This window comes from Streptomyces sp. CB02009 (assembly GCF_001905825.1).
GTDB lineage: Bacteria > Actinomycetota > Actinomycetes > Streptomycetales > Streptomycetaceae > Streptomyces.
This window is the reverse complement of sequence record NZ_LIVV01000001.1, coordinates 781,751-804,292: the sequence shown is the minus strand read 5'-3', so window position 1 is coordinate 804,292 and position 22,542 is coordinate 781,751. Positions and strand designations below refer to the sequence as shown.

The following is a 22,542-nucleotide window of genomic DNA, read 5'->3' as shown; positions in this document are numbered from 1 at the left end:
GCGCCTTCCGCCGTACCGTACGGCTCGGTAACGTGACCTCCGTGAGCGGAGCGACGCACCCCGCCGGCGGCCCTCGGCTCTACGACCGCGCGGCCGAACTCGCCGCCGTGGCCCGCCTGTCGGCCCGCGTGGCGTCCGGACACGGCGGCGTCCTGTTCGTCACCGGCAACCCCGGCGAGGGGCGCACCGCCCTCCTCCGCCGGGCGGCGCACGACTTTCCCGGTACGGCCCACCGCGTCGGCGCACCCCACCACCGGGGCCCCTGGAGCGCGGCACGGGCGCTGTTCGCGGAGCTCGCCCCCACCCCGGCGGCCGGCCGCCGGGCGCTGCGGCTCGCGCGGGGCGAGGGCGGGCTCGCCCGGGCCGTGACCGCCCTCGCCGTCGAGCGGGAAGCGGTACTGATCTGTGTCGACGACCTCCACCTGTGGGACGCGCATTCACGGGCCGCCCTCGCCGCGGCCTGGCAGGAGACGGGCACGCGGAGGCCGGGCCGGGTGGGATGGCTGGTGTCGGCCGCGCGTCATCACCGGCTCCCCGAGGTGCCGGGAGCGGAGACGGTGCGGCTCGGCCGGCTGACCGTGCCGGGGGCGCGGGCGATGCTCGGTGACCTGTGCCCGGAGGCAGCGCCCGCGCCGCCGGTCGGGGAGCGGCTGCTCGACGAGGCGGCCGGCCATCCCGGCGTCCTGGCCGCGGCGGTACGGCGGCTGACCGCGCCTCAGCTCGCGGGCGTCCTGCCGCTGCCGCGGCCTGCGGTCGACGACTCGGTCCTGGCCGAGGTGTACGGAGGACTCCTGGAGCGCCTGCCCGCGGCCTCCCGCCGGCGGCTCGCCACGGTCGCCGTGGTGGCCCTGGCGGGCCGCGCGGGGGCCGGGGCGGGCACGGCGGCGTACGGGGTCGATGGCGGGGGCGGTTCGACGCCCGGTGGGGCGGTGCGCGGGGGCGGTGGCAGTGGGCGTTCGGCTCCCGGTGGGGCGGCGTACGGGGGCGGTGGCAGCGGCGGTTCGGCGCGCGGGGCGCGTGCCCCGGCCGGGGCGCTGGAGGGGCTGGTCGCGGACGGGCTGCTGCTGCGCCGCGGGGGCGGGGCGGTCGGCTTCGAGGACCCCTTCCTGGGGCGGGCCGCGCTCGCCTCGGCCCGGCAGCCCTGGCGGGGCGGGACCCGCGCCCCCGGCGGTTCCGAGGGCGGCGCGGAGGCGGTGCCGGTGGACGGCCCGGCCTCGGGCGCGGCGCCCTCGGCGGACCGCCGGGCGGCGGGTGCGGCGCTCGCGCGGGGTGAGGGCCATCGTGCCGACCGGCTGGGGCCGCCCGCCGCCGTGCGCGCGCTCTCGCCGGTCGCCCGGGGCCGTGCCCAGCTGGTCCGGGGGCTCGCGGCGCTGGCGGGCGGCCCGGTCATGGACGCCCATGAGGCGCTGCTCCAGGCGGCGGAACTGCTGCGGGGGCGGGCGCCGGTGGAGGCGTCCGACGCCCGGTTCCTGGCGATGGAGGCGGCCTGGGCGGGCGGCGACGTGGAGGCGTGCCTGGCCGCCCTGGGCGGCGGGGAGGACGTGCGGGGCCTGGAGCGCGACTTCGCCGACGGGCTGCGCGCCGCGTTGACCGTACGACTGGACGACGCGCGGACGGCACTGGTGCGGGTGGTGGCGGGGGACGGCGGCGCGGACGATCCCCGGTTGCTCCTTCGGGCCGGGGCCGCCGCCCTCGTCCTCGGCGACACCGCGGCGGCGGCCCGGATCCACGCCCGCGCGCTGGTCCGGGCGCGGGCGGAGCACCGCACCGCCCTGCTCCCCCACGCGCTCGAACAGCTCGCCTACGCCGAGCTGCGGGCCGGCCGGTACGGCCGGGCCGCGCTCGCGGCGCGGGAGGGGCTGCGGTCGGCCGAGTCGACGGGCCAGCACAACGTGGCGGCCCACCAGCACGCCGTACTGGCCCTGGTGGCCTCGGTGAAGGGCGACGGGAGCCTGGTGGCGGAGCACGCCGGGCGGGCGCTCGCGACGGCGGGAGCGCACGGGCTCGTGCAGGCCGCGACGCTCGCGGAGTGGGCGCTGGCGCGGGCCGAACGGGGCCGGGGGCTGGCCGCCCAGGCCGCCGCGCGGCTCGTGCCGCTGGTCCGGCCGGGCCCCCGGGGCGGTCACTTCGCGCTGCGCATGCTGGTGGTCCCCTGCTTCGTGGAGACCGCGGTCGCGGCCGGCCGGGAAGCGGAGGCCCGGGACGCGGCCGAGGAGTACGCGGCCTGGGCCGCGCTGGGCGTCGACGGCCCCGCGCCGGCGCAGTCGGCACGCTGCCGGGCCCTGCTGGCGGAGGGCGAGGCGTCGGCGTACTGGTTCCGTGAGGCGGTGCGTCGCCACGACGGCTGCGGGAACGACTTCGAGCGGGCCCGCACCCTGCTCGCGTACGGGACCTGGCTGAGGCGCCGCCGACGGCCCGGCGACGCACGGGGTCCGCTGCGCGACGCCCTCGTCACCTTCGAGCGGGCCGCCGCCGAGGGCTGGGCGGAGCACGCGCGCTCCGAACTCCGTGCGACGGGAGGCGCGTCGGGCGGGGCGACGGACCCGGCGGCGCTGCGCGAGCTGACCCCGCAGCAGCAGCGCATCGCCCGCCTCGTCGCGGGCGGAGCCACCAACCAGGAGGTCGCCGACCATCTCTCCCTCAGCCCCCGCACCGTGGACCACCATCTCCGCGGCGTCTTCGCCCGGCTGGGCATCCGGTCCCGTGTCGAACTCCCGGCAGTGGTGGACGGGTGGGACGCGGACCGTGAGGTACCGGCGCCGGCCGCCGCACGGCCGCCGGGCCGGTGACCGGGCCCGGGCGGGGTGCCGGGTGATGATGAGGGGATGACATCCTCCTTCGAAGAACTCGTCGCGGAGGCCTCCGAGGCGTCCGTCGACGGCTGGGACTTCTCCTGGCTCGACGGCCGGGCGACGGAGCAGCGGCCCTCCTGGGGCTACCACCGGGTGCTCGGCGAACGGCTCGCCCGTGCCTCCGCGGGCCTCGACGTCCAGACGGGCGGCGGTGAGGTGCTCGCCGGTGTGCCGACGCTGCCGCGGACGATGGTGGCCACCGAGTCGTGGCCCCCCAACCTCGCCCGGGCCACCGCGGTGCTGCACCCGAGGGGAGCCGTCGTCGTCGCGGATCCCGACGAGCCTCCGCTGCCCTTCTCCGACGCGGCGTTCGACCTCGTCACCAGCCGCCACCCCGCCACCGTGTGGTGGGCGGAGATCGCCCGCGTCCTGCTGCCGGGCGGCACCTATCTCGCCCAGCACGTCGGGCCCGCCAGCGTCTGGGAACTGGTCGAGTTCTTCCTGGGGCCCCAGCCGGAGGCGGCCCGGCACCGGCACCCCGACGACGAGAGCGCGGCGGCGCGCGCCGCCGGTCTGGAGATCGTCGATCTCCGCTCCGAGCGGCTGCGGATGGAGTTCCACGACATCGGTGCCGTCGTGTGGTTCCTGCGCAAGGTGATCTGGATCGTGCCGGGCTTCACGGTCGAGTCCCAGCTGCCCCGGCTGCGCGCGCTCGACGCGCTGATCCGCACGGAGGGTCCGTTCGTGGCCCACTCCGCGCGGACCCTGATCGAGGCGCGCAAACCGGAGACCGCCCGGCGCTAGCGCTCCAGGTACGCGGCGCGGGGGACGGCGCCGGACACCAGGGGGGCCATATGGGCGCGGTAGCGGGGCGACAGGGTCCCGAGGGAGGTGATCTTCTCCAGCGGGACCCAGTCGAGGCCGATCTGGTCGATGTCCTGCTCGGTTCCGCCGACGAGTTCGGCGCTGCCCTCCACGGTGCAGAGGAAGACGACCTCGACCCGGTGGAAGTTCTCCGAACTGAGCACTCCGGGGTCCTCCGTCCAGCCCTCCAGGACCCAGAGCAGCGGGCCGACCCGCACGGTCAGACCGGTCTCCTCGTGGACCTCGCGGCGGAGGGCGTCTGGCAGCAGCTCCCCCGTCTCCTGGCCCCCGCCGGGCAGGAAGTGGCACTCGCTGCCGTTCCAGAGGTTCCGGGTGAGCAGGACGGACCCCTCGTGGAGGACGACGGCCTTCGCGGAGGTGCGGATGCGGGTGGGGACGGTCATGGGGGTCTCCTCGGTCCGGGCGGTCGGCCACCCCGGCAGCATGCCCACGCCGACCGACGGCAATGCCGGGCCTCCGCCCCCGCGGCCGGTGGGGGCGCGGCATGCCGCTTCGGCCGGGGTCGGGGCATGCCGCTTCGGCCGGGGGCGGTCAGAAGACCGACAGGCCCGTGATGGTGGTGAAGCGGTCGAGGGCGGTCACGCCGGCCACCGAGTTGCCCCGGTCGTCGAGCCCCGGGCTCCAGACGCAGAGCGTGCAGCGGCCCGGCACGACGGCGACGACCGCCCCGCCGACGCCGCTCTTGCCCGGGAGGCCCACCCGGTAGGCGAAGTCGCCGGCCGCGTCGTACGTGCCGCAGGTGAGCATGACGGCGTTGACCTGCTTGGCCTGGCTGCGGGTCAGCAGCCGTGAGCCGTCGGCGCGCAGGCCGTGGCGGGCCAGGAAGCCGGTGGCCAGGGCCAGGTCGGCGCAGGACGCTTCGAGGGAGCACTGGCGGAAGTACTCGCGGAGCAGGTCGGGCACCGGTCCCGTGATGTTGCCGTAGGAGGCCATGAAGTGGGCCAGGGCGGCGTTGCGGTCGCCGTGGGCGGCCTCGGACGCGGCCACGTCGGTGTCGAAGGCCAGGTCCGGGTTGCCGCTCTCGGCGCGCAGGAAGGCGAGCAGGCCGCCCGAGGCGTCGCCGGTCAGCCGGTGCAGGCGGTCGGTGACGACGAGGGCACCGGCGTTGATGAACGGGTTGCGCGGGATGCCGTTCTCGTACTCCAGCTGGACCAGGGAGTTGAACGGGTCGCCGGAGGGTTCCCGGCCGACATGGGCCCAGAGCGCGTCGCCCTCTCCGGCGAGGGCGAGCGCGAGGGTGAAGACCTTGGTGACGGACTGGGTGGAGAAGGGCCGCCGCCAGTCCCCCACCCCGTAGACCGTGCCGTCGAGTTCCGCCACGGCCATGCCGAAGTCACCGGGGTCGGCGGCGGCGAGCGCGGGGATGTAGTCGGCCGGGGTGCCCCGGTCGGCGAGCGCGGCGATCTCCTCGGCGATGCGGTCGAGGACGGGCTGGAAGGAGGTGGTGGCGTTCGTGGTCACGCGCGGTCCCGGGGGGCCCGGTCCTCGGCGGCCGGCCGGTGGGAGGCCAGGTCATGGGCGGCCGGCCGGTGGGAGGGCAGGTCGTCGGCGGCCGGCCGGTCGCCGACGGCCTGCTCGGTGGGACGCCGGTGCGCCTCGTGCTGCCGGGCGGCCGCCAGGCCGAGGTCGCCGCCGGGCGGCGCGGCGAAGGAGCGGGCGACGGACGCGTCCGTGACCTCGGGCAGCGTGGCCGGGGTCCAGCGGGGGTTCCGGTCCTTGTCGACGACCTGGGCGCGGATGCCCTCGACGAGGTCGGGGGTGGTCAGGGCGGCGCAGGAGACACGGAACTCCAGGTCCAGGACCTCTTCGAGGGTCGCGAGGGCCCGCGAACGGCGCAGGGTGGCCAGGGTCGCCTTGAGGGCGGTCGGGGACTTCGCGAGCAGGGTGGTGGCCGCCTCCTTGGCCGCGGGCACGCCGGTGTCGAGGAGCCGTTCCACGACGGCCTCGACGGTCTCGGCCCGGTAGCAGGTGTCGATCCACTCCCGCTGCTCGCCGAGGACGCCGGGCGGGGGCGTGGCGGTGTGCCGGGCGACGGCCTCCGCGGCCGGGAGCCGGGTCAGGTCGCGGACCAGGGAGGGCAGTTCGGCCGACGGGACGAAGTGGTCGGCGAGGCCGGTGAGGATCGCGTCGGCGGCGCCGACGTGGCCGCCGGTGAGGGCGAGATGGGTGCCGAGCTCGCCGGGGGCGCGCCCGAGGAGGTACGTGCCGCCGACGTCGGGCACGAAGCCGATGCCGGTCTCCGGCATGGCGACCCGGGAGCGCTCGGTGACGACGCGGACGGAGCCGTGCGCGGAGACGCCGACGCCGCCGCCCATGACGATGCCGTCCATGAGGGCGACGTAGGGCTTCGGGTAGCGGGCGATGCGGGCGTTGAGCCGGTACTCGTCGCGCCAGAAGGCCGCGGAGGCGGAGCCGCCGGCGCGTGCGTCGTCGTGGATGGCGCGGATGTCGCCGCCTGCGCAGAGTCCGCGCTCGCCCGCGCCCTCGATGACGACGGTCGTGACGGCCGGGTCGTGCTCCCAGGCGGTCAGGGCCGCGTCGAGGGCGAGGACCATGGGGTGGGTGAGCGCGTTGATGGCACGGGGGCGGTTCAGGGTGAGGAAACCGGCCCGGCCCTCCGTCCGGAGGAGTACGTCGGCGGTTCCGGTCGGCACGTTCACTCGGTCCCTTTCCTGGCGCGGGGCGCTGTCGCGATCACCGTACCGGGCGGGTCGGGACGCGGCTCAGGTGGACCGGGGATCGCCGCTGGTCATCCGCCCCGGCGGTCGGCGGGAGCGGTCGCCGCAGAGCGGACCGGTCGCCGAAGAGGAGGAGTGCGCGGGGCGCGCGGAGGTGGGGACAGGGGGCGGGAAGGACTCATCCGCTTCTCGCGGATCCTGATTGCACGGTGCGCGGTCCTGTGACGGCCGCTACCCCGCGTCCTCGTGAGTCGAGTCCTTCCCGTCCCTTCCATGGAACCACCGCTCCGGCGGGGGCGCGAGCGCCCGCCGGAGCGGTGCCGGAAGGGGTTCAGGCCGGGAGCAGATCCTGCGGAACGCGCACCTGGCGGGGGGTGGAGAGGCGGAGTTCGATGATGTCGCGGACGGTCGGCCACTCCTCGTCGAGGATCGAGTAGAAGGCCGTGTCGCGGACGGCTCCGTCGAGCCCGCGGGAGTGGGCGCGACGGACTCCTTCGCAGCTCGCTCCGAGGCGCTCGATCGCGATTCTGGAGCGGGTGTTGCGGGCGTCCGCGCGCATCGTGATGCGGCGCACGCCCCAGGCTTCGAAGGCATGCCGGAGCATGAGGTACTTGGCCTCGGTGTTGATGCCGGTGCCCCGGGCGTCGCCGGCGATCCAGGTGTTGCCGATCTCGGCGGCGTCCGGCACGGAGGTCAGCGGGTCTCCGTGGGGCATGCCGGGGACGGGCGGCCAGACCAGCGGCCCCCGCCAGTAGTCGAGTTCGAGGAACCGGGTCGAACCGATGACTCGCTCGTCGGCCGTACTGACCAGGGCGAAGGGCAGGGATCTTCCTGCTGCCTGATCGGTCAGGGCGCGCGCGATGTAGTCGAGGGCCGATTCGAAGCCGTCGGGCACGGGGGTGAAGGCGTAGGCCGATCGGTCCGCCCCGCCGGCCCGGGCGAGGGCGTCGGCGTGCCGCATCGCCAGCGGCTCCAGGCGCACGGAGCGCCCGGTCAGGAGAACAGGTACTGGCACGGAACCTCGGGTCTTTCACGGGCAGGGAAAGCTTCCGCCGAGGGGTCGCCGCGGCGGCAGCAGGAGGGAGGTTCTCGCCGGTGCCGACCACGTCATGAGAGCGACAAATAAGCAGGTAAAACGGTTCGTCACCGGTGGCGAGGAGGACAGTATGCAGCCACAAGCGCTCGGAGAACAGAACCCCCGGCGAACCCGGGTACACGCCTGGGTGAAGGCTGGCGCGCGCCCGGGTGGACCGGTCTCAAGCAACGGACGGACCCGCCCGCCAGTCGGACGGCCGGCGGGCCCGGAAAGGGATCAGACGCAGGTGGGATGGCCCCAGCCGTCGGGGTTCTTCGCGATGGTCTCGCCCTTGTCGTAGGCCTTGCCGCAGCGGCATCGGCCCGAGAATCTCGCCTTCAGCGTGCCGCCGGACGGGCGAGTCCTGCGGGCTCCCGCACCGCCGCCGGAGCCACCGGAGGCACCGCCCGCCGAGGCGCCCGCGGAGCCGGACGGCGCTGAGGAGCGCGCGCGGGGCGCGGAGGCGCGTGTCGGCGCTTCAGGGGGCGGCAGCGGGGCTCCGGCGGCGGATCCCGTGGGCTCCTGCGTACGGGCGGTGTGGCTGGCCGCGCGGTCGGCCGCGTCGTTGAGGGGGTCGCCGTCGACCTGGTGCGCGGGGACGTAGACGAAGTCGACGTCCCGGCCGGTGAGGAGCGCGTCGATCCGGACGACCAGGTCCTTGTTGGCCACGGGGCTGCCCGAGGACGTCTTCCAGCCCTTGCGACGCCAGCCGGGCAGCCAGGTCGTGACGGCCTTCATCGCGTACTGGGAGTCCATCCGGACCTCGACCGGCGCCGCCGGGTCGAGGGTTTCGAGCAGCCGTTCCAGGGCCGTGAGCTCGGCCACGTTGTTGGTCGCGCGGCCGAGCGGTCCGGCCTCCCAGCGGTCGATCGCTCCGTCGGCGCGGCCGATGACCCATGCCCAGGCCGCGGGCCCGGGGTTTCCCTTCGACGCGCCGTCGCACGCCGCGATGATCTTTTCCACCATCCCACGATCCTGACACGGCGGCGGGGGTGGCCGGCCCCACCCCCGTGAGGCCGGCCGCCGCGGGTCAGAAGTCGCCGTAGTCGACCTGCCAGGTGGGCAGGCCCATCCGGCGCCAGAGGGCGACGACGCGGTCCCGGTCGTCGAGGGAGACGCGGACGTTGTACCGGTGGCGCACGTGGGCGTCGAAGAGCTCGGCCTTCACGAGGTCGTCGCCGCGGCCGTCGCCGGAGCCCCGCATCCACAGTTCGTCGTACGGCACCTCGTGGTGGGCGAGCCAGGCCTCGGTGATCGCGCGGTGGTCCTCGCTCCGGCCGGACAGCAGCACGATCCGGTCCTGCTCGGTGTGGCGGAAGGCGCGCAGGGCGTCCCGCACCGGGACGTTGAGCAGGTCCTGGTCGCAGTACCGGAAGTCGTACGGGCCCCGGCTCACGCGCAGGGCGAGGGTGCCGTCGATGTCGCACATGACGGCGGTGGGGAGGCCCGGGTCCGGGACGTAGGGCTCGCCGACCGTGGGGCGGTCGTTCAGCCAGTCCGCGGTGAGCCGCCAGCCGCCGCGGGTGGCCTTGGCGTGCTTCTCGGCGAGGATGCGGATGATCTCCTCGCCGACGGGCCGCTCGCGGGCGGCGTCACGGCGCACGCACTCGTCGACCGGGACGTCGGTGAAGTCGTGGACGACGAAGGTGGCGAGGCCCCCCACGGCGGCCTTCAGCCGCTTCGGGATGTGCGGGGTCAGATGGGTGTTGTCGACGACGACGTCGAAGCCGTCGTCGACGGCGGCGCGGACGGCGGAGTCCTGGATGCCGAGCACGGTCTGCTCGTGCTTGTGGGACCGGCCGCGGTCCGGGGCGGGGACGTCGAGCATGGAGCGGAGGTCGTCGAGGTTGACGCGCCGCACGCGTCCCTCGGCGGCCGCCTGGAGGGCGCGGGCGGCCGTCGTCTTCCCGGAGGCCGGGAGGCCGGTCATGACATGGACGACAGGCACGGTCAGTTCTCCTGGTCGTGGGCGAAGGGGTCGGTGGCCTCGGGACGCAGCTGGCGCCAGAGGAGGAGGTCGGTGGGGCGCCCGTCGAGGCGCAGGAACAGGGCGGCGCGCAGGCCCCGGTCGGGCACCCCGGCCGCGGCGCGGGCGAAGGCGCCCCGGTCGCCGGCGAGGTGGGCCAGACCCGCGTACGCCTCGTCGACCGCCCGCTCGCGCTCGGCGGCCGCGGCTTCGAGGCCGCCGATCACCTCGCGCACCCAGGCGTCGAACTCGTCCGGCACCTGCTCCAGGAGGGCGTCGAGCGGCTTGCCGCCATCGGCCTCGACCTCGGCCACGGAGCAGCCGAGGCCCTTGGCGAGCTCGCCGGCCGGGAGCGCGGCGAAGCGCTGGATGCCGCGGCCGCGCCAGATGTCGCGCTCGGTGACGCCGGTGAGCACCTTGTGGAGGCGTACGTACTCGGCGAGCTTGGCCTTGGCGCGTCGGCCGGAGGCGAAGCGCAGGACGAAGCCCTCGGCGTCGGTGCCGGTGGCCCGGTGGCCGTCGGGGAGGGTGTTGGACTCGGTCAGGGCGACGAGCTCGGCGAGGTCCATGGCGGGCCAGGTGCGGACGACGGAACCGACGCCCTGCCAGCCGGTCGCGGCCTCGGCGAGCGGGACCTCCGTGCCGTCCCGGTCGAAGGCGGCGAGCAGGACGAGGTCGCGGCGGTCCCCGTAGTTCACCACGATGCGGTTGCCCGGGTGGAGGATCTCGGCGAGGTACGTGACGCCGGGCGTCAGGCCCGCCGTGTCGGCCGCGTCGAGCCGGCGCTGCGCCCAGGTGGCCTGGACGCTGGTGAAGGAGCCCTTGGAGGCGACGTGCCAGCGGCCGTCGTAGTGGAAGACCACGCCGAGGCTGCCGTCGACCTTGTCGTACACCTCGAAGGGCTCGTCGGGCAGCGGCGGCGCGTAGGGGCGGCCGGCCGCGTGCTCCGAGACGTTGAAGAACTTGGGGAGGGGCAGCGCGACGATCCGTCCGTCGGCGTCGTCGGCGACGAGTCCGCGGCAGCGGGTGGTCGCCTCGTTCCAGTGCTGGGCGTACTGGCACGCGCGCGTGTACGTGTAGATCGACAGCGGCAGCCGAGGGTGCCGCTTGCGCGTGATGTGCCCGGCCGTCAGCGCGGCGGTGAGCTCGTCGGACGGCATCAGGTCGTGCAGAGTCAGGGTCGCCTGGCTCATGGGTCCCTCCCCGGGTGTTCGGTGATCCATTCTCCGTGGTGGGGGCCCTGGGGGACAGCGATTATCCCGGATGTCGGCGGCGCGGCGCGGGGGCGGCCGGGGCGGTGGGCGGGACTCGCTCCGGGGTGTGTCGGTGGTGCCCCGTAGACTCGCCGTCTCCCCGTCGGTGACGTCACCGGCGCAGACGAAGGAAGCGAGCCCCATGAACCACGCGGACGGCACGGCACCGATCTACGCCGAGCTCATACGGGAGCGGGGGGATGTTCCGGGTGACGTCCGCCAGGTCGCCGAGGAGGTTCTGCGGGACCTGAGCCGGGTCATCCAGGTGCCGCCGCAGGGGGTCCAGGGGCCGCAGCAGGGCGTCGTGGCGCACGCGGGGGCGGGCGCGCACCCGGGGGCCCACCAGGGCTCCCACCAGGGCGTCGTCGCCATCGCCCACCAGGGCGCGGTGCAGCCCTCCGGTGTCGGGGGCCCGATGGGCGTCGGCGGACCCGCGGGGGTCGTGGGTCAGGCGGGCGCCGTCCTGCCGCACCGCCCGGTGCGCTAGGACACCTCCCGGGCCGTTCCACCCCGGTCCCGCTCGGCTCGCCGCCCGTGCGCCCGTCCGCGGGCGTTGTCAGTGGCGTGGGTCATGCTGCTGCGATCGGCCCGTGCCGCAGTGGGGCGGGTCCTGTACGGACGACTGGGGATGACGACATGGCCGAGGTTCTGCTCTTCCACCACTGTCTCGGGCTGACCGCGGGAGTCGGCGCGTTCGCCGAGGAGCTGCGGCGGGCGGGGCACACCGTGCACACTCCCGACCTCTACGAGGGCCGGACCTTCACCGACCTCACGAGCGGCGTGGGGCACGCCCAGGAGGTCGGCTTCGGCACCCTTCTGGAGCGCGGCGAGCAGGCGGCCGCGGAGCTGCCCTCGGAGATCGTCTACGCCGGGTTCTCGCTCGGCGCGCTGCCCGCGCAGAAGCTGGCGCAGACGCGACCGGGGGCGCTCGGCGCCCTGCTGTTCAGCGCCTGCGTGCCGGTGGCGGAGTTCGGTCCCGCCTGGCCGGAGGGGGTCCCCGCGCAGGTGCACGGGATGGACGCCGACCCCTTCTTCGTCGACGAGGGCGATCTCGCGGCGGCCCGCGCGCTGGTGGCCGACGCGGCGGACCGGAGACTCTTCCTGTACCCGGGGACCGCGCATCTCTTCGCCGAGCGCGGGACGCCGTCCTACGTGCCGGAGGCGACCGCGCTGTGCCTGGAGCGGGCGGTCTGCTTCCTCGACGCCGTCAAGCGCTGAAGCGGCGGACGTAGCGGCGCTGCCAGGGGGTCTCGACGGCGTGCCGGTCGTAGTGGCGGCGGACGTGGTCGACGGCCTCGTCGGCCGGGACCCCGTCGAGGACGGCGAGGCAGGCCAGGGCGGTGCCGGTGCGGCCCCGTCCGCCCCCGCAGGCGAACTCGACCCGTTCGTCCGCGGCGCGCTCCCAGGCGTCGGTGAGGACCGCTCGGGCCGCGTCACGGTCCGCGGGGAGGCGGAAGTCCGGCCAGCGGAGCCACACCGACTCCCACGGGACCTCGGGCGCGCGCCGCCCGAGCAGGTGGACGGCGTAGGTCGGGCGGGGCCCGCCGGGCAGCGGGCGGCGCAGGGCGCGGCCGCGCACCAGCCGTCCGGAGGGAAGCCTCAGGACGCCGGGGGCCGACTCCGGCCAGGGTTCGGTCGTCGCGTCACGGTCGGTCATCCCGCCACGGTACGGGTCGAAGGGGCTCGACGGTTCGGGTCGACGGAGTTCGGAGGACAGCGCCGGGGTCACGTCGGGGTCAGCCGATCGGTCGACCCCGGCGTCATCCGTACCGCCACCGGGCCGGGGCCGGCCGTCGGACCGGGTCCGGCCGTGCGCGGGCGGAGGATCGGTACGGGGTGCGGCCCGTCCTCGGACGGGCCGCCCGTGTCCGCCGAGCCGAGGAGTCCGTCATGACGAAGTACCGCCGTGCGTCCCGTTCCGCCCGGGTTCTCCTGCCCGGAGCCGTGGCCGTGGTCCTGCTCGCCGGGTGCGCGCAGGGGTCCGGCGGGGCGGCCTCCGCGGGGGGATCGGCCTCTCCGGCCGGGGTGAGCCCCACGGGCGCGCCGCCCACGGCCGGCTCCTCCGTCACCGTGGCACCCGCCCCGACGGGCGGACCCGCGCCGGGCACGCTCCTGGTCGCCGACTTCGGTTCCGACACGGTGACCTTCGTCGACCCCGCGCGGGGTGCCACCGGCTCGGTCGTGGTCGGCACCGCTCCCTACGGTCTGGCCCTCGGGAAGGACGGGCGGGCCTGGGTGGCGACCGCGGAGGGCGTCGCGGTGGTGGACACGGCGACCCGGCGGCGGCTGGCGCTGGTCCCGTACGAGACGGACACGGGTCCCGTGACCACGGGCGAGTACCGGGGCGGCGGCATGGGCATCGCCCTCGCGCCTGACGGGCGCCGGGTGTACGTGGGGGTCAACGTGCCGGGCGGGAACGGCAGCCTCGAGGTGATCGACACGGCGGCCCTGCGGGTCACGGACACGGTGCCGGTCGGCCGGCGCCCCTTCGACGTGGACGTCTCGCGTGACGGAGCCGAGGTGTACGCGACGAACCACGACTCCTTCGACGTCACGGTGGTCGCGGCGGGGACGCTGGAGCCGCGGCGGGTGGAGGTCGCCCCGTACGGCACGGAGGGCGGGCTCGGTTCCTGGCTGAAGCCGCACTACACGGCCGTACGTCCCTCGGACGGCAGGCTGCTGCTGCCCTTCGAGGGGGAGCGGCTCGCGGTCGTCGACCCGCGGACCGGCCGGACGACCGTGGAGCCGATGACGGCCGACACCCACCAGCACGGCGCCGCGGTCACCGCCGACGGCACGCTGCTGGTGGTGGGCACGGGGCCGATCGACCCGGACGAGGACGAGGGGCCCTCCCTGACGGTCAGGGCCCCCGGCGGCGCCGAGCGGGTCTATCCCCTGGAGGGTCCGCACGAGGACGTGGCGGTCTCCGAGGACGGCCGCACCGCCTATGTGACCGGCGGGTTCACCCGCGACGGGTACTGGGACGGCCTGAGCGTCGTCGACCTGGACACGGGTGACGTCCGCCGGCTGGCGGCCGGTTCGCGTCCGCTGGGGGTCGTGGTCCTGTGAGCCCGTTCAGCGCTGGGGCAGGACGGTGGTGACCCGTTCGATGAAGGTCTTGAAGTCGGCCATGAAGTCGGTCAGGAACTGCTGGGTCGTCGGGTCGGTGACCTCGCCGTCCGGGGTGAAGAGCCCCGGGACGAACTGGATGTAGCCCTCGGGTGCGTTCATCTGCGGGGAGTTGCAGAAGCTCAGCACCGAGCGGAGGCTCTGCTGGGCGACGGCGGTGCCGATCTTGCCGGGCGAGGCGCCGATGACGGCCGAGGGCTTGTGGGTGAAGGAGTTGGTCCCCCAGGGGCGGCTGGCCCAGTCGATGGCGTTCTTGAGGCCGCCCGGGATGGACCGGTTGTACTCGGGGGTGACGAAGAGGACGGCGTCGACGGCGGCGATCGCGTCCTTGAGGGCCCGGCCCTCGGGCGGGTAGTCGGCGTCGAAGTCGTGGTTGTAGAGCGGCAGGTCCTTGATGGGGATCTCCTGGAACTCCAGCTCCGGCGGCGCCACGCGGAGGAGGGCGCGGGAGAGGATCCTGTTGATGGAGTCCTTCGACAGGCTGCCGACGAAGTAGCCGACCTTGTACGTGGTCATGCGTGGTTCCGCCTTCCGGGAGGGGGTCCGGCCTCCGCGCCGGGCCTCCGGCAACGTAACCCGGCCGCGGTGCGGCGGCGACCGGAGTGCCGCCGGGGTCTCAGAGCCCCACGATCAGCTGGATGCAGACGATCTTGACGAGGATGGCCAGGGCGAACAGGGTCGCGTAGCCGGTGTTCACCCGGCTGTCGGAGACGCGGCTGTTGGCGTACGCGGTGATGGCCGGGTTGCCCACGTATCCGGCGAGGAGCCCCATGGTGCGGGGCCTGCTCTGGCCGAGGAGCCGGGCGACGAGCACCATCAGGGCGTAGCTGAGCACCGCGCCGATCACGAGCACCGCGAGGAGCTTGAGGCCGAAGAGCGAGAACGCCTCGCGGCGGAAGGCGTAGCCCGAGGTCAGGCCGACGCAGGCGAGGAAGATCAGCAGGCCGATCTGGCGCAGCGTGAGGTTGGCGCGGGTCGGCAGGACCCAGACGAGGGGCCCGGTGCGGCGCAGCCGGCCGAGGACCATGGCCATCACGAGAGGTCCGGCGGCGGTGCCGAGGGACAGGACGGTGGAGCCGATGGTCAGCTTGGGGATGCCGATGAGGAACCCGGCGGCGAGGCCGAGACCCATGCTGACGGCGCTGACCTCGCTGACCTTGGCCTCGGTGTCGCCGAGGAAGCCGGTGACCTCGGCGGTGCGTTCCCTGGGCATGGCGACGCGGACCCGGTCGTCGAGCTGGAGCAGCAGGTCGTCGTGGGCCAGGAGGTCCTGGTCGCCGCGGCGGACCCGGGTGGCCTTGGCTCCGTAGCGGTCGCCGAGGCCGAGTTCGGCCACGGTGTGTCCGGCGAGGTCGGGGTTGGTGAGCAGGATGCGGCGGTAGTCGACGATGTCGCGCCGGTCGAGGAGGTGGGTGGCGGCCTGGGTGCCGAGGGCGGCGATGCCTGCGGCGACGGCCTCGGGTCCGCCGACGAGGACGACCTGGTCGCCGGGGGCGAGGGCGTCGAGCTCGCGGGCGACACGGGGCGTGCCGCCCCGGGGCCGGTGGGCGCTGGCGAGGAGCCGGCCGTCGGCGGCGCCGGGGACGTCGGCCCAGCGGAGGGGCCGGGTGACGTCGACGGTGCGGGTGATCAGTTCCTTGGGGAGTCCGGAGCCCGGGTCGCGGCGCCCGGGCCAGTTGCGGGCGGCGGCGACGGCCGAGACGAAGAGGATCGTGAGGACGACGGCGAGGGGATACCCGATCGCGTAGCCGGTGGCGGGCTGGGCGGGGTCGGGTGAGGAGGCCTGGGCGGCGGCGAGGCCGGGGGTGGTGGTGCCGATGCCAGCGAAGCCGCCCGCGAGGTAGGGGCCGGCGATGTCGAAGACCTTGCTGCCGAGGAGGCCGACGGCGACGGCGGTGACGACGAGGGCGGCGACGGCTCCGGTCATCACGGCGAGCTGGGGGCGGAGTTCGCGGAAGAAGGCCGGGCCCGCCTCCAGACCGACGGTGTACACGTACAGGGCGAGGCCGAGGACGGAGAGTCCCGCGGGCACGGCCGGGCCGATGTCGGGGTCGAGCGCGCCCAGGAGCAGGCCGAAGAAGAGGACGCCCGCGGGGCCGAGCTTCACGGGACCGAAGCGGACCATGCCGAAGAGCGATCCGGCCGCAATGACGATAAAAAGGGTGAACCACGGATAGTCAGCGAAAAATTGCCACATGCGGCTTACTCAGCCATATCCGATGGTTTCTTGCACGCTCATACGGAAGGGCGGACAGCGTGACGCGACCGAGGATTCTCGTGGTGGGCGCCGGATTCGCCGGAGTGGCCTGTGTACGGCGGCTCGAACGACGCCTCGCGGAGCGGGAGGCGCAGCTCGCGCTCCTGTCACCGTTCTCGTACCAGCTGTATCTGCCCCTGCTCCCCCAGGTGGCGGCGGGGGTCCTGACCCCGCAGTCCGTCGCGCTGTCGCTACGCCGCAGTGAACGGCACCGCACCCGGATCGTGCCGGGCGGAGTGGTCGGCGTGGACACGGCGGCGAAGGTCTGCGTGGTGCGCACGATCGCCGGTGAGTACGTGACCGAGCCGTACGACCATCTCGTGCTGGCGCCCGGCAGCGTGACCCGCAGCTTCGACATCCCCGGGCTCGCGGAGCACGCGCGGGGGATGAAGACCCTCGCCGAGGCCGTGTACATCCGCGACCACGTCATCGCCCAGCTCGACCTGGCGGACGCGAGCACCGACGAGGAGGAGCGGGCGGCGCGGCTGCGGTTCGTGGTGGTCGGCGGTGGTTACGCGGGTACGGAGACGGCGGCCTGCCTCCAGCTGCTCACCCACAACGCGGCCAAGCGGTATCCCCGGATCGACCCGAAGCTCATCAAGTGGCACCTGGTCGACATCGCGCCGAAGCTGATGCCCGAGCTGGGCGACAAGCTGGGCGCCGCCGCGCTGGACATCCTGACCAAGCGCGGCATCGAGGTCTCCCTGGGCGTGTCGGTGGCCTCCGTGGACGACGACGCCGTGACGCTCACGGACGGGCGGGTGCTGCCGAGCCGGACGCTGATCTGGACGGCCGGGGTGGCGGCGAGCCCGCTGATCGGCACGCTCGGCGCGGAGACGTTCCGGGGGCGGCTCGTGGTCACGGCCGAGATGAACGTTCCGGGGCTCGACGGGGTGTGGGCCCTCGGGGACGCGGCGGCGGTGCCCGATCTCGCCAAGGGCGAGGAGGGCGCGATCTGTCCGCCGACCGCCCAGCACGCGATGCGGCAGGGGAAGGCGCTCGCGGACAACCTGGTCTCGACCCTGCGGGGTGAGCCGACCCACCCGTACACCCACAAGGATCTGGGTCTGGTGGTGGACCTCGGTGGGCTCGACGGGGTCTCCAAGCCGCTCGGTGTGGAGCTGCACGGGGCGCCGGCGCAGGCCGTGGCCCGGGCCTACCACTGGGCGGCGCTGCGGACGAACGTGGCGAAGACCCGGGTGATGACGAACTGGCTGCTGAACGCCGTGGCCGGGGACGACTACGTACGCACCGGGTTCCTGGCGTCGAGGTCGGGCACGCTGCGGGACTTCGAGTACACCGACGCGTATCTGACCCCCGAGCAGGTCCGGCTGCACACGGGCGCGTTCCGCGGGGCGGTCGGGTCCGGCGGAGGGAACTGAGGCGCACGCGCGCGGACGGGGCCGGGGAAGGGCGACGGCCCGCGGACGGGGCCGGACGGCGAGGACGCGTCCGGCCCCGTCGCCGCGCCCGGCGGGCGACAGGGCGAGGTCCTCTGCCGGGCTCAGCGGGCGACGGGGCGGAGTCCTCTGCCGGGCTCAGCGGGCCAGTTGGGGCGTCGGGCCCATGACGATGACGGGCTCCTGGGCCGGGTCGAGGGCGCGGATGAGTTCGCGCAGCGGCTCGCGTTCGAGGGCGATGCAGGCCTGGGTGGGGCCGCCGTGGTCGACGTGGATCCAGACTCCGCCGCCCTTCTCGTCGCCGAGCGGGCGTTCCTTGTCGAGCGGTGTCCGGCCCGGGACGCGGTTGTAGTCGATGGCGACCACATGGTCGAAGGAGCCTTCGAGGGGTTCGCCGTGGAAGCCGGTGCCGCTGATGGCGAAGTCGGCGTCCTGGTCGTACGGGAGGCGGGAGCCCGGGTCGGGCAGCCGGCCGCCCGCGTCCCCGAGCCGGAAGACTCCGATGGGGGTGCGCAGGTCGCCGGCCGTGTGGTCGGCGGTCCAGCCCCTCAGCGCGTTGCGGGTGGGCCACGGGCCCGCCGACGGGGTCCAGTGGCCGCTCGGGCCCTTCTCGTAGAGGATCGCGGTGGAGAAGTTGTCGTCGGCGGTGGCTCCGGTGACGACGAGGGCCTGGGTGGTGCCGTCGGGGACGAGGGCCTGGGTGGTGGGGCCGACGCCGGGGAGCCTGGGCGCGGGGGCGGGCTCGGAGGCGATGCTGCTCGCCGGCTCCCCCGGCCCGGCGGCCCCGCGCGCGCCGCCGGGTGGGGTGCCCGCGGGGCGGGAGTCCCCGGCGGTCGCGGCGGCCGCGGGCGTCCCTGCGGGGGCGGCGGGGGCGGGGGGCGCGGTGGTCGCGCAGCCGCCGAGCAGCAGGGCCGCGCACAGCGTGCCGGCGCTCAGCAGCGCGGGGGCGCCCTTGTGGACGGGCATGGAAGGATCCTCCTGAGCGGGGGCAATGCGTGGATGCGTACCCGTTCGGCGGGCGGCGCTGCGGCGGTTACTCCGGCCTCACCCGTACGGCCGCGTCCAGCGGTGTCGAGGGCCCTCGTCGGCGCTCCTCCTCCGCATGCGGTTGACCGGGCCGGACGGGGCGCGCTTTCCTGCAGGCATGAATGATCTTCGTATCGAACGGGCGCGGAGCGAGGCCCTGCTCGCGGACTGGCGGACCGTCCACAACACGATCATCCCGACGGCCGTGCTCTCCTCCGACGAGGTGCGCGAGCGGGCCGGCCGGAACCGGCTGGAGGTCGCGTATCTCGGGGAGGTGGCGGTGGGTTGCTCGACGGTGCGGCCGCCCGACGAGGAGACCGCGGCGGCGACCGTCATCGCGCGGACGCTGCCCGCCTTCCGGGGGCGGGGTGTCGGGACCGCGCTGTACGAGCGCGGGCTCGCGCACGCGCGGACGCTGAGCGAGGAGGGCGTGGAGACGGTGGTCCTCGCGTCGAACGAGGACGGGCTGCGGTTCGCGCTCGCGCGCGGCTTCGTCGAGGTGGAGCGGTACGTCCTGCCGGGCGACACGGTGCCGTTCGTGACGCTGCGGCTGGCCTGAGGGGTCCCGGACCGCACCACGATCTGACGATTCGTCAGATCATGGTGTCACGGGTCTGGGAACCTTCGGGGCCCGGCGCTACTCTCCGCGCATGATTCGGACGGTGGTGTGGGGTACCGGAAATGTCGGGCGCGCGGCGATCCGCGCCGTGGACGCCCATCCAGGGCTGGAACTCGCGGCCGTGCTGGTCTCCGATCCGGCGAAGGTCGGACGGGACGCGGGCCGGCTCGCGGGGCTCGGCCACGACCTCGGGGTCGTGGCCGTCGACGATGTGGGCGCGGTGCTCGACGGGCGGCCGGGGGCGGTGGTGTACGCGGCTTCCGGCGACACCCGGCCCGACGGGGCGCTCGACGACGTGGCGCGCGCGGTGCGGACGGGCGCGGTGGTGGTCACCCCCGCGCTGTATCCGCTGTACGACCAGCGCAACGCGCCGCCCGAGTTCCGGGATCCGGTGCTCGCGGCGGTCGCCGAGGGCGGTGGTTCGCTGTTCGTGTCGGGAGTGGACCCGGGCTGGGGCAACGACGTCCTGCCGCTGCTCGTGAGCGGGCTCGGCAGCACGGTGGACGTGATCCGCTGCCAGGAGATCTTCGACTACTCGACGTACGAGCAGGAGGAGTCGGTCCGCGACCTGATCGGGATGGGCCGGCCGCTCGACTACGAGCCGCCGATGCTGCTGCCGTCGGTGCCGACGATGGTCTGGGGCGGGCAGATACGTCTGATGGCCCGCGCGCTCGGCGCCGAACTCGACGAGATCCGCGAGACGGTGGACCGGCGTCCGCTGGAGTCGACCGTGAAGACCCGGACGATGGGTGTCTTCGAGGCGGGGACGCAGGGCGCGATCCGCTTCGAGGTGCAGGGCGTCGTCGGCGGGGAGCCCCGCATCGTGATCGAGCACGTGACCCGTATCCATCCCTCGTGCGCGCCGGACTGGCCGGTGCCGCCGGACGGGGCGGGGGCGCACCGGGTGATCGTCGAGGGCAGTCCCCGGATCGAGGTGACGGTGGCGGCGACCGCAGAGGGCGAGAACCGCTCGGCGGGCGGGAACGCGACGGCGGTGGGCCGGCTGGTCGGGGCGATCGACTGGCTGGTGGCCGCGGAGCCGGGACTGTACGACGCGCTGGACGTGCCGCTGCGGCCGGCGGTCGGGAAGCTGGGAAGGAGACCACGGTGATCATCGACATTCCCGAGGGCCAGGAGCCGATCGGGTACGTGTGGGGCGACATGGTCCCGGAGATCGGGACGGCGGCGGCGAACTTCTCGCTGTCGGTGTACGCCCATACGACGCTGGGGCTGCGCGAGTTCGAGGCGGCACGGCTGCGGATCGCGCAGATCAACGGCTGCGGATTCTGCCTGGACTGGCGTACCGACCGGGACGGGGTGAAGGTCGAGGAGGGTTTCGACGAGGTCGTCGCGGCCTGGCGGGAGACGGAGGTCTCGGAGGGCTTCGACGAGCGGACGCGGCTCGCGGCCGAGTACGCGGAGCGGTACGCGCTGGACCACCACGGTCTGGACGAGGAGTTCTGGGAGCGGATGACGGCCCGGTACAGCCAGGCGGAGATCGTTGAGCTGACGATGAGTCTGGGCTCGTGGCTGGCGTTCGGGCGGCTCAACCGGGTGCTCGGCCTCGACGAGGTGTGCGTGCTGCCGACGCACTGAGCGTACGGGGAAGGGCCGGCCGGGTGGTTCCCGGCCGGCCCTTCCCCGTACGACGTGTCCGTGCCGCGCCTCGGGTTCAGAAGTCCTCGGCGACGATCCGCTCGATGTTGCGTTCGGCGAGGGCCGTGATGGTGACGAACGGGTTGACGCTGGCGTTTCCGGGGATCAGGGATCCGTCGATGACGTACAGCCCGGAGTAGCCGTGGAGGCGTCCGTGGTTGTCGGTCGCCTTGCCCAGGACCGCGCCGCCGAGCGGGTGGTAGGTGAGGTGGTCGCCCCAGATCTTGTACACACCGAAGAGGTCGGTGCGGTAGATCGTGCCCTCCTTGGAGTTGATCTTGTCGAAGATGGTCTTCGCGGCGTCGATGGACGTCTGCTTCCAGGCCCTGTCCCAGCTCAGGTCGACCTTGCCGGTGGCCGGGTTCCAGGTGAACTCGGCCCGGTGGGGGGTCTTTGTGATGGAGAGGTAGAAGGAGGCGTAGGTCTCGATGCCGGTGGGCAGCGGGGCCACCTCGGCGAAGGCGCCGCCCGCGTCCCAGTTGTCGATGCCCGCGGTGGGCATGGCGGACTGGAGCTTGCCCGTGGCGTCCCACATGTGGTTGGCACGGCCGCACATGACGTTGCCGTTGTCGCCCCAGCCCTTGCCGATCTCGCCGTTGAGGGCGGGGAGGGCTCCGGTGGCCTTGAGGCGGGTGAGCAGCTTGCTCGTGCCGATGCTTCCGGCGGCGAAGAAGACCTTGTCGGCGGTGACGGTCTTGCTCGCGAGGGTGGCGCCCGTGGTGTCGATCTGGTCGATGGCGACGGTGTAGCCGCCGCCGGCCGCCGGGGTGACCGAGGTGACCTTGTGCAGGGCGGAGACGGTGACCCGGCCGGTGGCGGCGGCCTGGGCCAGATAGGTCTTCTGGAGGGTCTTCTTGCCGGCGTTGTTGCCGTAGATGACCTCTCCGTCGAGGGCGGACTTCGGGACGGCCCCGGCGGCCTCCTGCTTCATGTAGTCCCAGTCGTAGACGTTCGGGACGAACACGAAGGGGAAGCCGGAGCGCTGGGCGTGCTTGCGGCCGACGCGGGCGTACTGGTAGCAGGCGGCGTTCTCCCACCAGGACTGGTCCACCTCGGTGACGCCGAGTCCCGCGTTGGCGCGGGGATAGTAGGTCGCGTACATCTCTGCCGCGTCGACGGTGGGGAGGATGGCCGCGAAGTTCTCGCGGCGCGGGGTGACGGCCATGCCGCCGTTGACGAGGGAGCCGCCGCCGACGCCCCTGCCCTGGTAGACGGTGATGCCGGCGAAGTCCTCGGCGTCGAGGATGCCCGTGTGCCGTGGGACGTCCTTGTCGAGGGGGAAGCCGAGGAAGTTGCTCAGCGGCTGCTTGGTGCGGGTCCGCAGCCAGAAGGAGCGGTAGTCGGGTCGGGTGGTGTTGGCGAAGATCTTGCCGTCCGGTCCTGGGGTGTCCCAGGCCATGCCCATCTCGACCATGTGGACGGCGACACCCGCGCGGGCGAGCCGGAGGGCGGCCACGGAGCCGCCGTATCCGGTGCCGATGACGAGGGCGGGCACGTGGGCGCCGGTGGGGATGGGGGTGTCGACGAGGCGGGCCTCGGCGTGGGCCGGGGTGCCGTGGCCGACGAGGGCGGCAGCACCGAGAACAGAACCTGTTCCCGCGAGGAATCGGCGGCGGCTGACGCCACCGATTCCCCTTGCGGGCAGGGGGAGTTCGCTCATGTGGTGTTCCTCACTCAGGGGCGAATGGGAACATGTTCTACTGTCGGCCATCGGGGAAGTCACGAGAAACCGACGGGTAACTTCAGGTCTGTTACACCTCTCGAACGGATGCCGTCGCATACCGGGCAGGGCCACGGACTTCCGGC

General features: G+C 74.3%; 21 protein-coding genes. 9 read left to right on the top strand and 12 right to left on the bottom strand.

Annotated features, from left to right (window positions below; translation table 11 throughout):
• Positions 1 to 41 precede the first annotated feature (41 nt).
• A complete protein-coding gene (locus AMK27_RS44130; protein ID WP_073902533.1) occupies positions 42 to 2,789 on the top strand; it encodes a helix-turn-helix transcriptional regulator in 2,748 nt (915 codons plus the stop codon).
• A gap of 36 nt (positions 2,790 to 2,825) precedes the next feature.
• Positions 2,826 to 3,596, top strand: coding sequence for a class I SAM-dependent methyltransferase (locus tag AMK27_RS03560; protein WP_073902532.1), 771 nt, complete (start codon positions 2,826 to 2,828; stop codon positions 3,594 to 3,596).
• Here the strand turns inward: AMK27_RS03560 and AMK27_RS03555 are convergent.
• From AMK27_RS03555 to AMK27_RS03525, 7 genes are all read right to left on the bottom strand, one after another.
• The gene (locus tag AMK27_RS03555) at positions 3,593 to 4,060 is read right to left on the bottom strand and encodes an NUDIX domain-containing protein (protein ID WP_079188259.1); all 468 of its coding nucleotides are present in this window, start codon (positions 4,058 to 4,060) and stop codon (positions 3,593 to 3,595) included. The genes AMK27_RS03560 and AMK27_RS03555 overlap by 4 nt on opposite strands.
• A 148-nt stretch (positions 4,061 to 4,208) precedes the next feature.
• Entirely contained in the window at positions 4,209 to 5,138 is a 930-nt protein-coding gene (locus AMK27_RS03550; protein ID WP_073902530.1) for a glutaminase, read from the bottom strand.
• A complete protein-coding gene (locus AMK27_RS03545; protein WP_107425465.1) occupies positions 5,135 to 6,337 on the bottom strand; it encodes an enoyl-CoA hydratase/isomerase family protein in 1,203 nt (400 codons plus the stop codon). The genes AMK27_RS03550 and AMK27_RS03545 overlap by 4 nt, the downstream gene beginning before the upstream one ends.
• Positions 6,338 to 6,686: 349 nt before the next feature.
• Positions 6,687 to 7,370, bottom strand: a complete 684-nt coding sequence (locus AMK27_RS03540) for a GNAT family N-acetyltransferase (protein WP_073902529.1) — start codon at positions 7,368 to 7,370, stop codon at positions 6,687 to 6,689.
• A gap of 297 nt (positions 7,371 to 7,667) precedes the next feature.
• Positions 7,668 to 8,396: a ribonuclease H family protein gene (locus AMK27_RS03535; RefSeq protein ID WP_073902528.1), complete on the bottom strand. Its 729-nt coding sequence runs from the start codon at positions 8,394 to 8,396 to the stop codon at positions 7,668 to 7,670.
• Between the two features lie 64 nt (positions 8,397 to 8,460).
• Positions 8,461 to 9,378 carry a phosphatase domain-containing protein gene (locus tag AMK27_RS03530; protein ID WP_241847289.1) on the bottom strand — a complete coding sequence of 306 codons (918 nt, stop codon included), beginning with the start codon at positions 9,376 to 9,378 and terminating at the stop codon, positions 8,461 to 8,463.
• Positions 9,379 to 9,380: 2 nt separating this feature from the next.
• Positions 9,381 to 10,589, bottom strand: a complete 1,209-nt coding sequence (locus tag AMK27_RS03525; RefSeq protein WP_073902527.1) for an RNA ligase — start codon at positions 10,587 to 10,589, stop codon at positions 9,381 to 9,383.
• A gap of 202 nt (positions 10,590 to 10,791) precedes the next feature.
• Between AMK27_RS03525 and AMK27_RS03520 the strand changes: the two genes are divergently transcribed.
• Together AMK27_RS03520 and AMK27_RS03515 are read left to right on the top strand one after the other, a co-directional pair.
• Positions 10,792 to 11,136, top strand: a complete 345-nt coding sequence (locus AMK27_RS03520) for a hypothetical protein (protein WP_073902526.1) — start codon at positions 10,792 to 10,794, stop codon at positions 11,134 to 11,136.
• A gap of 149 nt (positions 11,137 to 11,285) precedes the next feature.
• On the top strand, positions 11,286 to 11,867 hold the full coding sequence (locus AMK27_RS03515; RefSeq protein WP_073902525.1) for a dienelactone hydrolase family protein: 582 nt from the start codon (positions 11,286 to 11,288) through the stop codon (positions 11,865 to 11,867).
• Here AMK27_RS03515 and AMK27_RS03510 read toward each other — a convergent pair.
• Positions 11,857 to 12,306 carry a protein-tyrosine phosphatase family protein gene (locus AMK27_RS03510; protein WP_073903885.1) on the bottom strand — a complete coding sequence of 150 codons (450 nt, stop codon included), beginning with the start codon at positions 12,304 to 12,306 and terminating at the stop codon, positions 11,857 to 11,859. The genes AMK27_RS03515 and AMK27_RS03510 overlap by 11 nt on opposite strands.
• Before the next feature lie 233 nt (positions 12,307 to 12,539).
• On the opposite strand from AMK27_RS03510, the gene AMK27_RS03505 reads away from it, so the two are divergent.
• Positions 12,540 to 13,718, top strand: coding sequence for a YncE family protein (locus AMK27_RS03505; RefSeq protein ID WP_073903884.1), 1,179 nt, complete (start codon positions 12,540 to 12,542; stop codon positions 13,716 to 13,718).
• A 6-nt stretch (positions 13,719 to 13,724) separates the two neighbouring features.
• Here AMK27_RS03505 and AMK27_RS03500 read toward each other — a convergent pair whose 3' ends face one another.
• Positions 13,725 to 14,294, bottom strand: coding sequence for an NADPH-dependent FMN reductase (locus AMK27_RS03500; RefSeq protein ID WP_073902524.1), 570 nt, complete (start codon positions 14,292 to 14,294; stop codon positions 13,725 to 13,727).
• A 100-nt stretch (positions 14,295 to 14,394) separates the two neighbouring features.
• Complete coding sequence (locus AMK27_RS03495; protein WP_073902523.1) at positions 14,395 to 15,975, bottom strand: aspartate:alanine exchanger family transporter; 1,581 nt, start codon at positions 15,973 to 15,975, stop codon at positions 14,395 to 14,397.
• Between the two features lie 59 nt (positions 15,976 to 16,034).
• Here AMK27_RS03495 and AMK27_RS03490 point away from each other — a divergent pair, with 59 nt between their 5' ends.
• Entirely contained in the window at positions 16,035 to 17,417 is a 1,383-nt protein-coding gene (locus AMK27_RS03490; RefSeq protein ID WP_073902522.1) for an NAD(P)/FAD-dependent oxidoreductase, read from the top strand.
• 156 nt (positions 17,418 to 17,573) lie between these two features.
• Here the strand turns inward: AMK27_RS03490 and AMK27_RS03485 are convergent, their stop codons facing one another.
• Positions 17,574 to 18,401, bottom strand: a complete 828-nt coding sequence (locus tag AMK27_RS03485; protein WP_073902521.1) for a hypothetical protein — start codon at positions 18,399 to 18,401, stop codon at positions 17,574 to 17,576.
• Between the two features lie 178 nt (positions 18,402 to 18,579).
• On the opposite strand from AMK27_RS03485, the gene AMK27_RS03480 reads away from it, so the two are divergent.
• From AMK27_RS03480 to AMK27_RS03470, 3 genes are all read left to right on the top strand, one after another.
• Positions 18,580 to 19,020 (top strand): GNAT family N-acetyltransferase, encoded by a 441-nt coding sequence (locus AMK27_RS03480; protein ID WP_073902520.1) that lies wholly within the window; start codon positions 18,580 to 18,582, stop codon positions 19,018 to 19,020.
• 91 nt (positions 19,021 to 19,111) lie between these two features.
• Positions 19,112 to 20,191 (top strand): NAD(P)H-dependent amine dehydrogenase family protein, encoded by a 1,080-nt coding sequence (locus AMK27_RS03475; protein ID WP_073902519.1) that lies wholly within the window; start codon positions 19,112 to 19,114, stop codon positions 20,189 to 20,191.
• Entirely contained in the window at positions 20,188 to 20,676 is a 489-nt protein-coding gene (locus AMK27_RS03470; protein WP_073902518.1) for a carboxymuconolactone decarboxylase family protein, read from the top strand. The genes AMK27_RS03475 and AMK27_RS03470 overlap by 4 nt, the downstream gene beginning before the upstream one ends.
• Before the next feature lie 76 nt (positions 20,677 to 20,752).
• Here the strand turns inward: AMK27_RS03470 and AMK27_RS03465 are convergent, their stop codons facing one another.
• On the bottom strand, positions 20,753 to 22,396 hold the full coding sequence (locus AMK27_RS03465) for a GMC oxidoreductase (protein WP_073902517.1): 1,644 nt from the start codon (positions 22,394 to 22,396) through the stop codon (positions 20,753 to 20,755).
• Positions 22,397 to 22,542: the final 146 nt, after the last annotated feature.

Excerpts from the sequence above, each read along its gene's own strand:
- AMK27_RS03560 (WP_073902532.1), top strand. The coding sequence starts at position 2,826 with ATGACATCCTCCTTCGAAGAACTCGTCGCGGAGGCCTCCGAGGCGTCC.
- AMK27_RS03555 (WP_079188259.1), bottom strand. The coding sequence starts at position 4,060 with ATGACCGTCCCCACCCGCATCCGCACCTCCGCGAAGGCCGTCGTCCTC.
- AMK27_RS03535 (WP_073902528.1), bottom strand. The coding sequence starts at position 8,396 with ATGGTGGAAAAGATCATCGCGGCGTGCGACGGCGCGTCGAAGGGAAAC.
- AMK27_RS03525 (WP_073902527.1), bottom strand. The coding sequence starts at position 10,589 with ATGAGCCAGGCGACCCTGACTCTGCACGACCTGATGCCGTCCGACGAG.
- AMK27_RS03520 (WP_073902526.1), top strand. The coding sequence starts at position 10,792 with ATGAACCACGCGGACGGCACGGCACCGATCTACGCCGAGCTCATACGG.
- AMK27_RS03515 (WP_073902525.1), top strand. The coding sequence starts at position 11,286 with ATGGCCGAGGTTCTGCTCTTCCACCACTGTCTCGGGCTGACCGCGGGA.
- AMK27_RS03510 (WP_073903885.1), bottom strand. The coding sequence starts at position 12,306 with ATGACCGACCGTGACGCGACGACCGAACCCTGGCCGGAGTCGGCCCCC.
- AMK27_RS03505 (WP_073903884.1), top strand. The coding sequence starts at position 12,540 with ATGACGAAGTACCGCCGTGCGTCCCGTTCCGCCCGGGTTCTCCTGCCC.
- AMK27_RS03500 (WP_073902524.1), bottom strand. The coding sequence starts at position 14,294 with ATGACCACGTACAAGGTCGGCTACTTCGTCGGCAGCCTGTCGAAGGAC.
- AMK27_RS03495 (WP_073902523.1), bottom strand. The coding sequence starts at position 15,975 with ATGTGGCAATTTTTCGCTGACTATCCGTGGTTCACCCTTTTTATCGTC.
- AMK27_RS03485 (WP_073902521.1), bottom strand. The coding sequence starts at position 18,401 with ATGCCCGTCCACAAGGGCGCCCCCGCGCTGCTGAGCGCCGGCACGCTG.
- AMK27_RS03480 (WP_073902520.1), top strand. The coding sequence starts at position 18,580 with ATGAATGATCTTCGTATCGAACGGGCGCGGAGCGAGGCCCTGCTCGCG.
- AMK27_RS03475 (WP_073902519.1), top strand. The coding sequence starts at position 19,112 with ATGATTCGGACGGTGGTGTGGGGTACCGGAAATGTCGGGCGCGCGGCG.
- AMK27_RS03465 (WP_073902517.1), bottom strand. The coding sequence starts at position 22,396 with ATGAGCGAACTCCCCCTGCCCGCAAGGGGAATCGGTGGCGTCAGCCGC.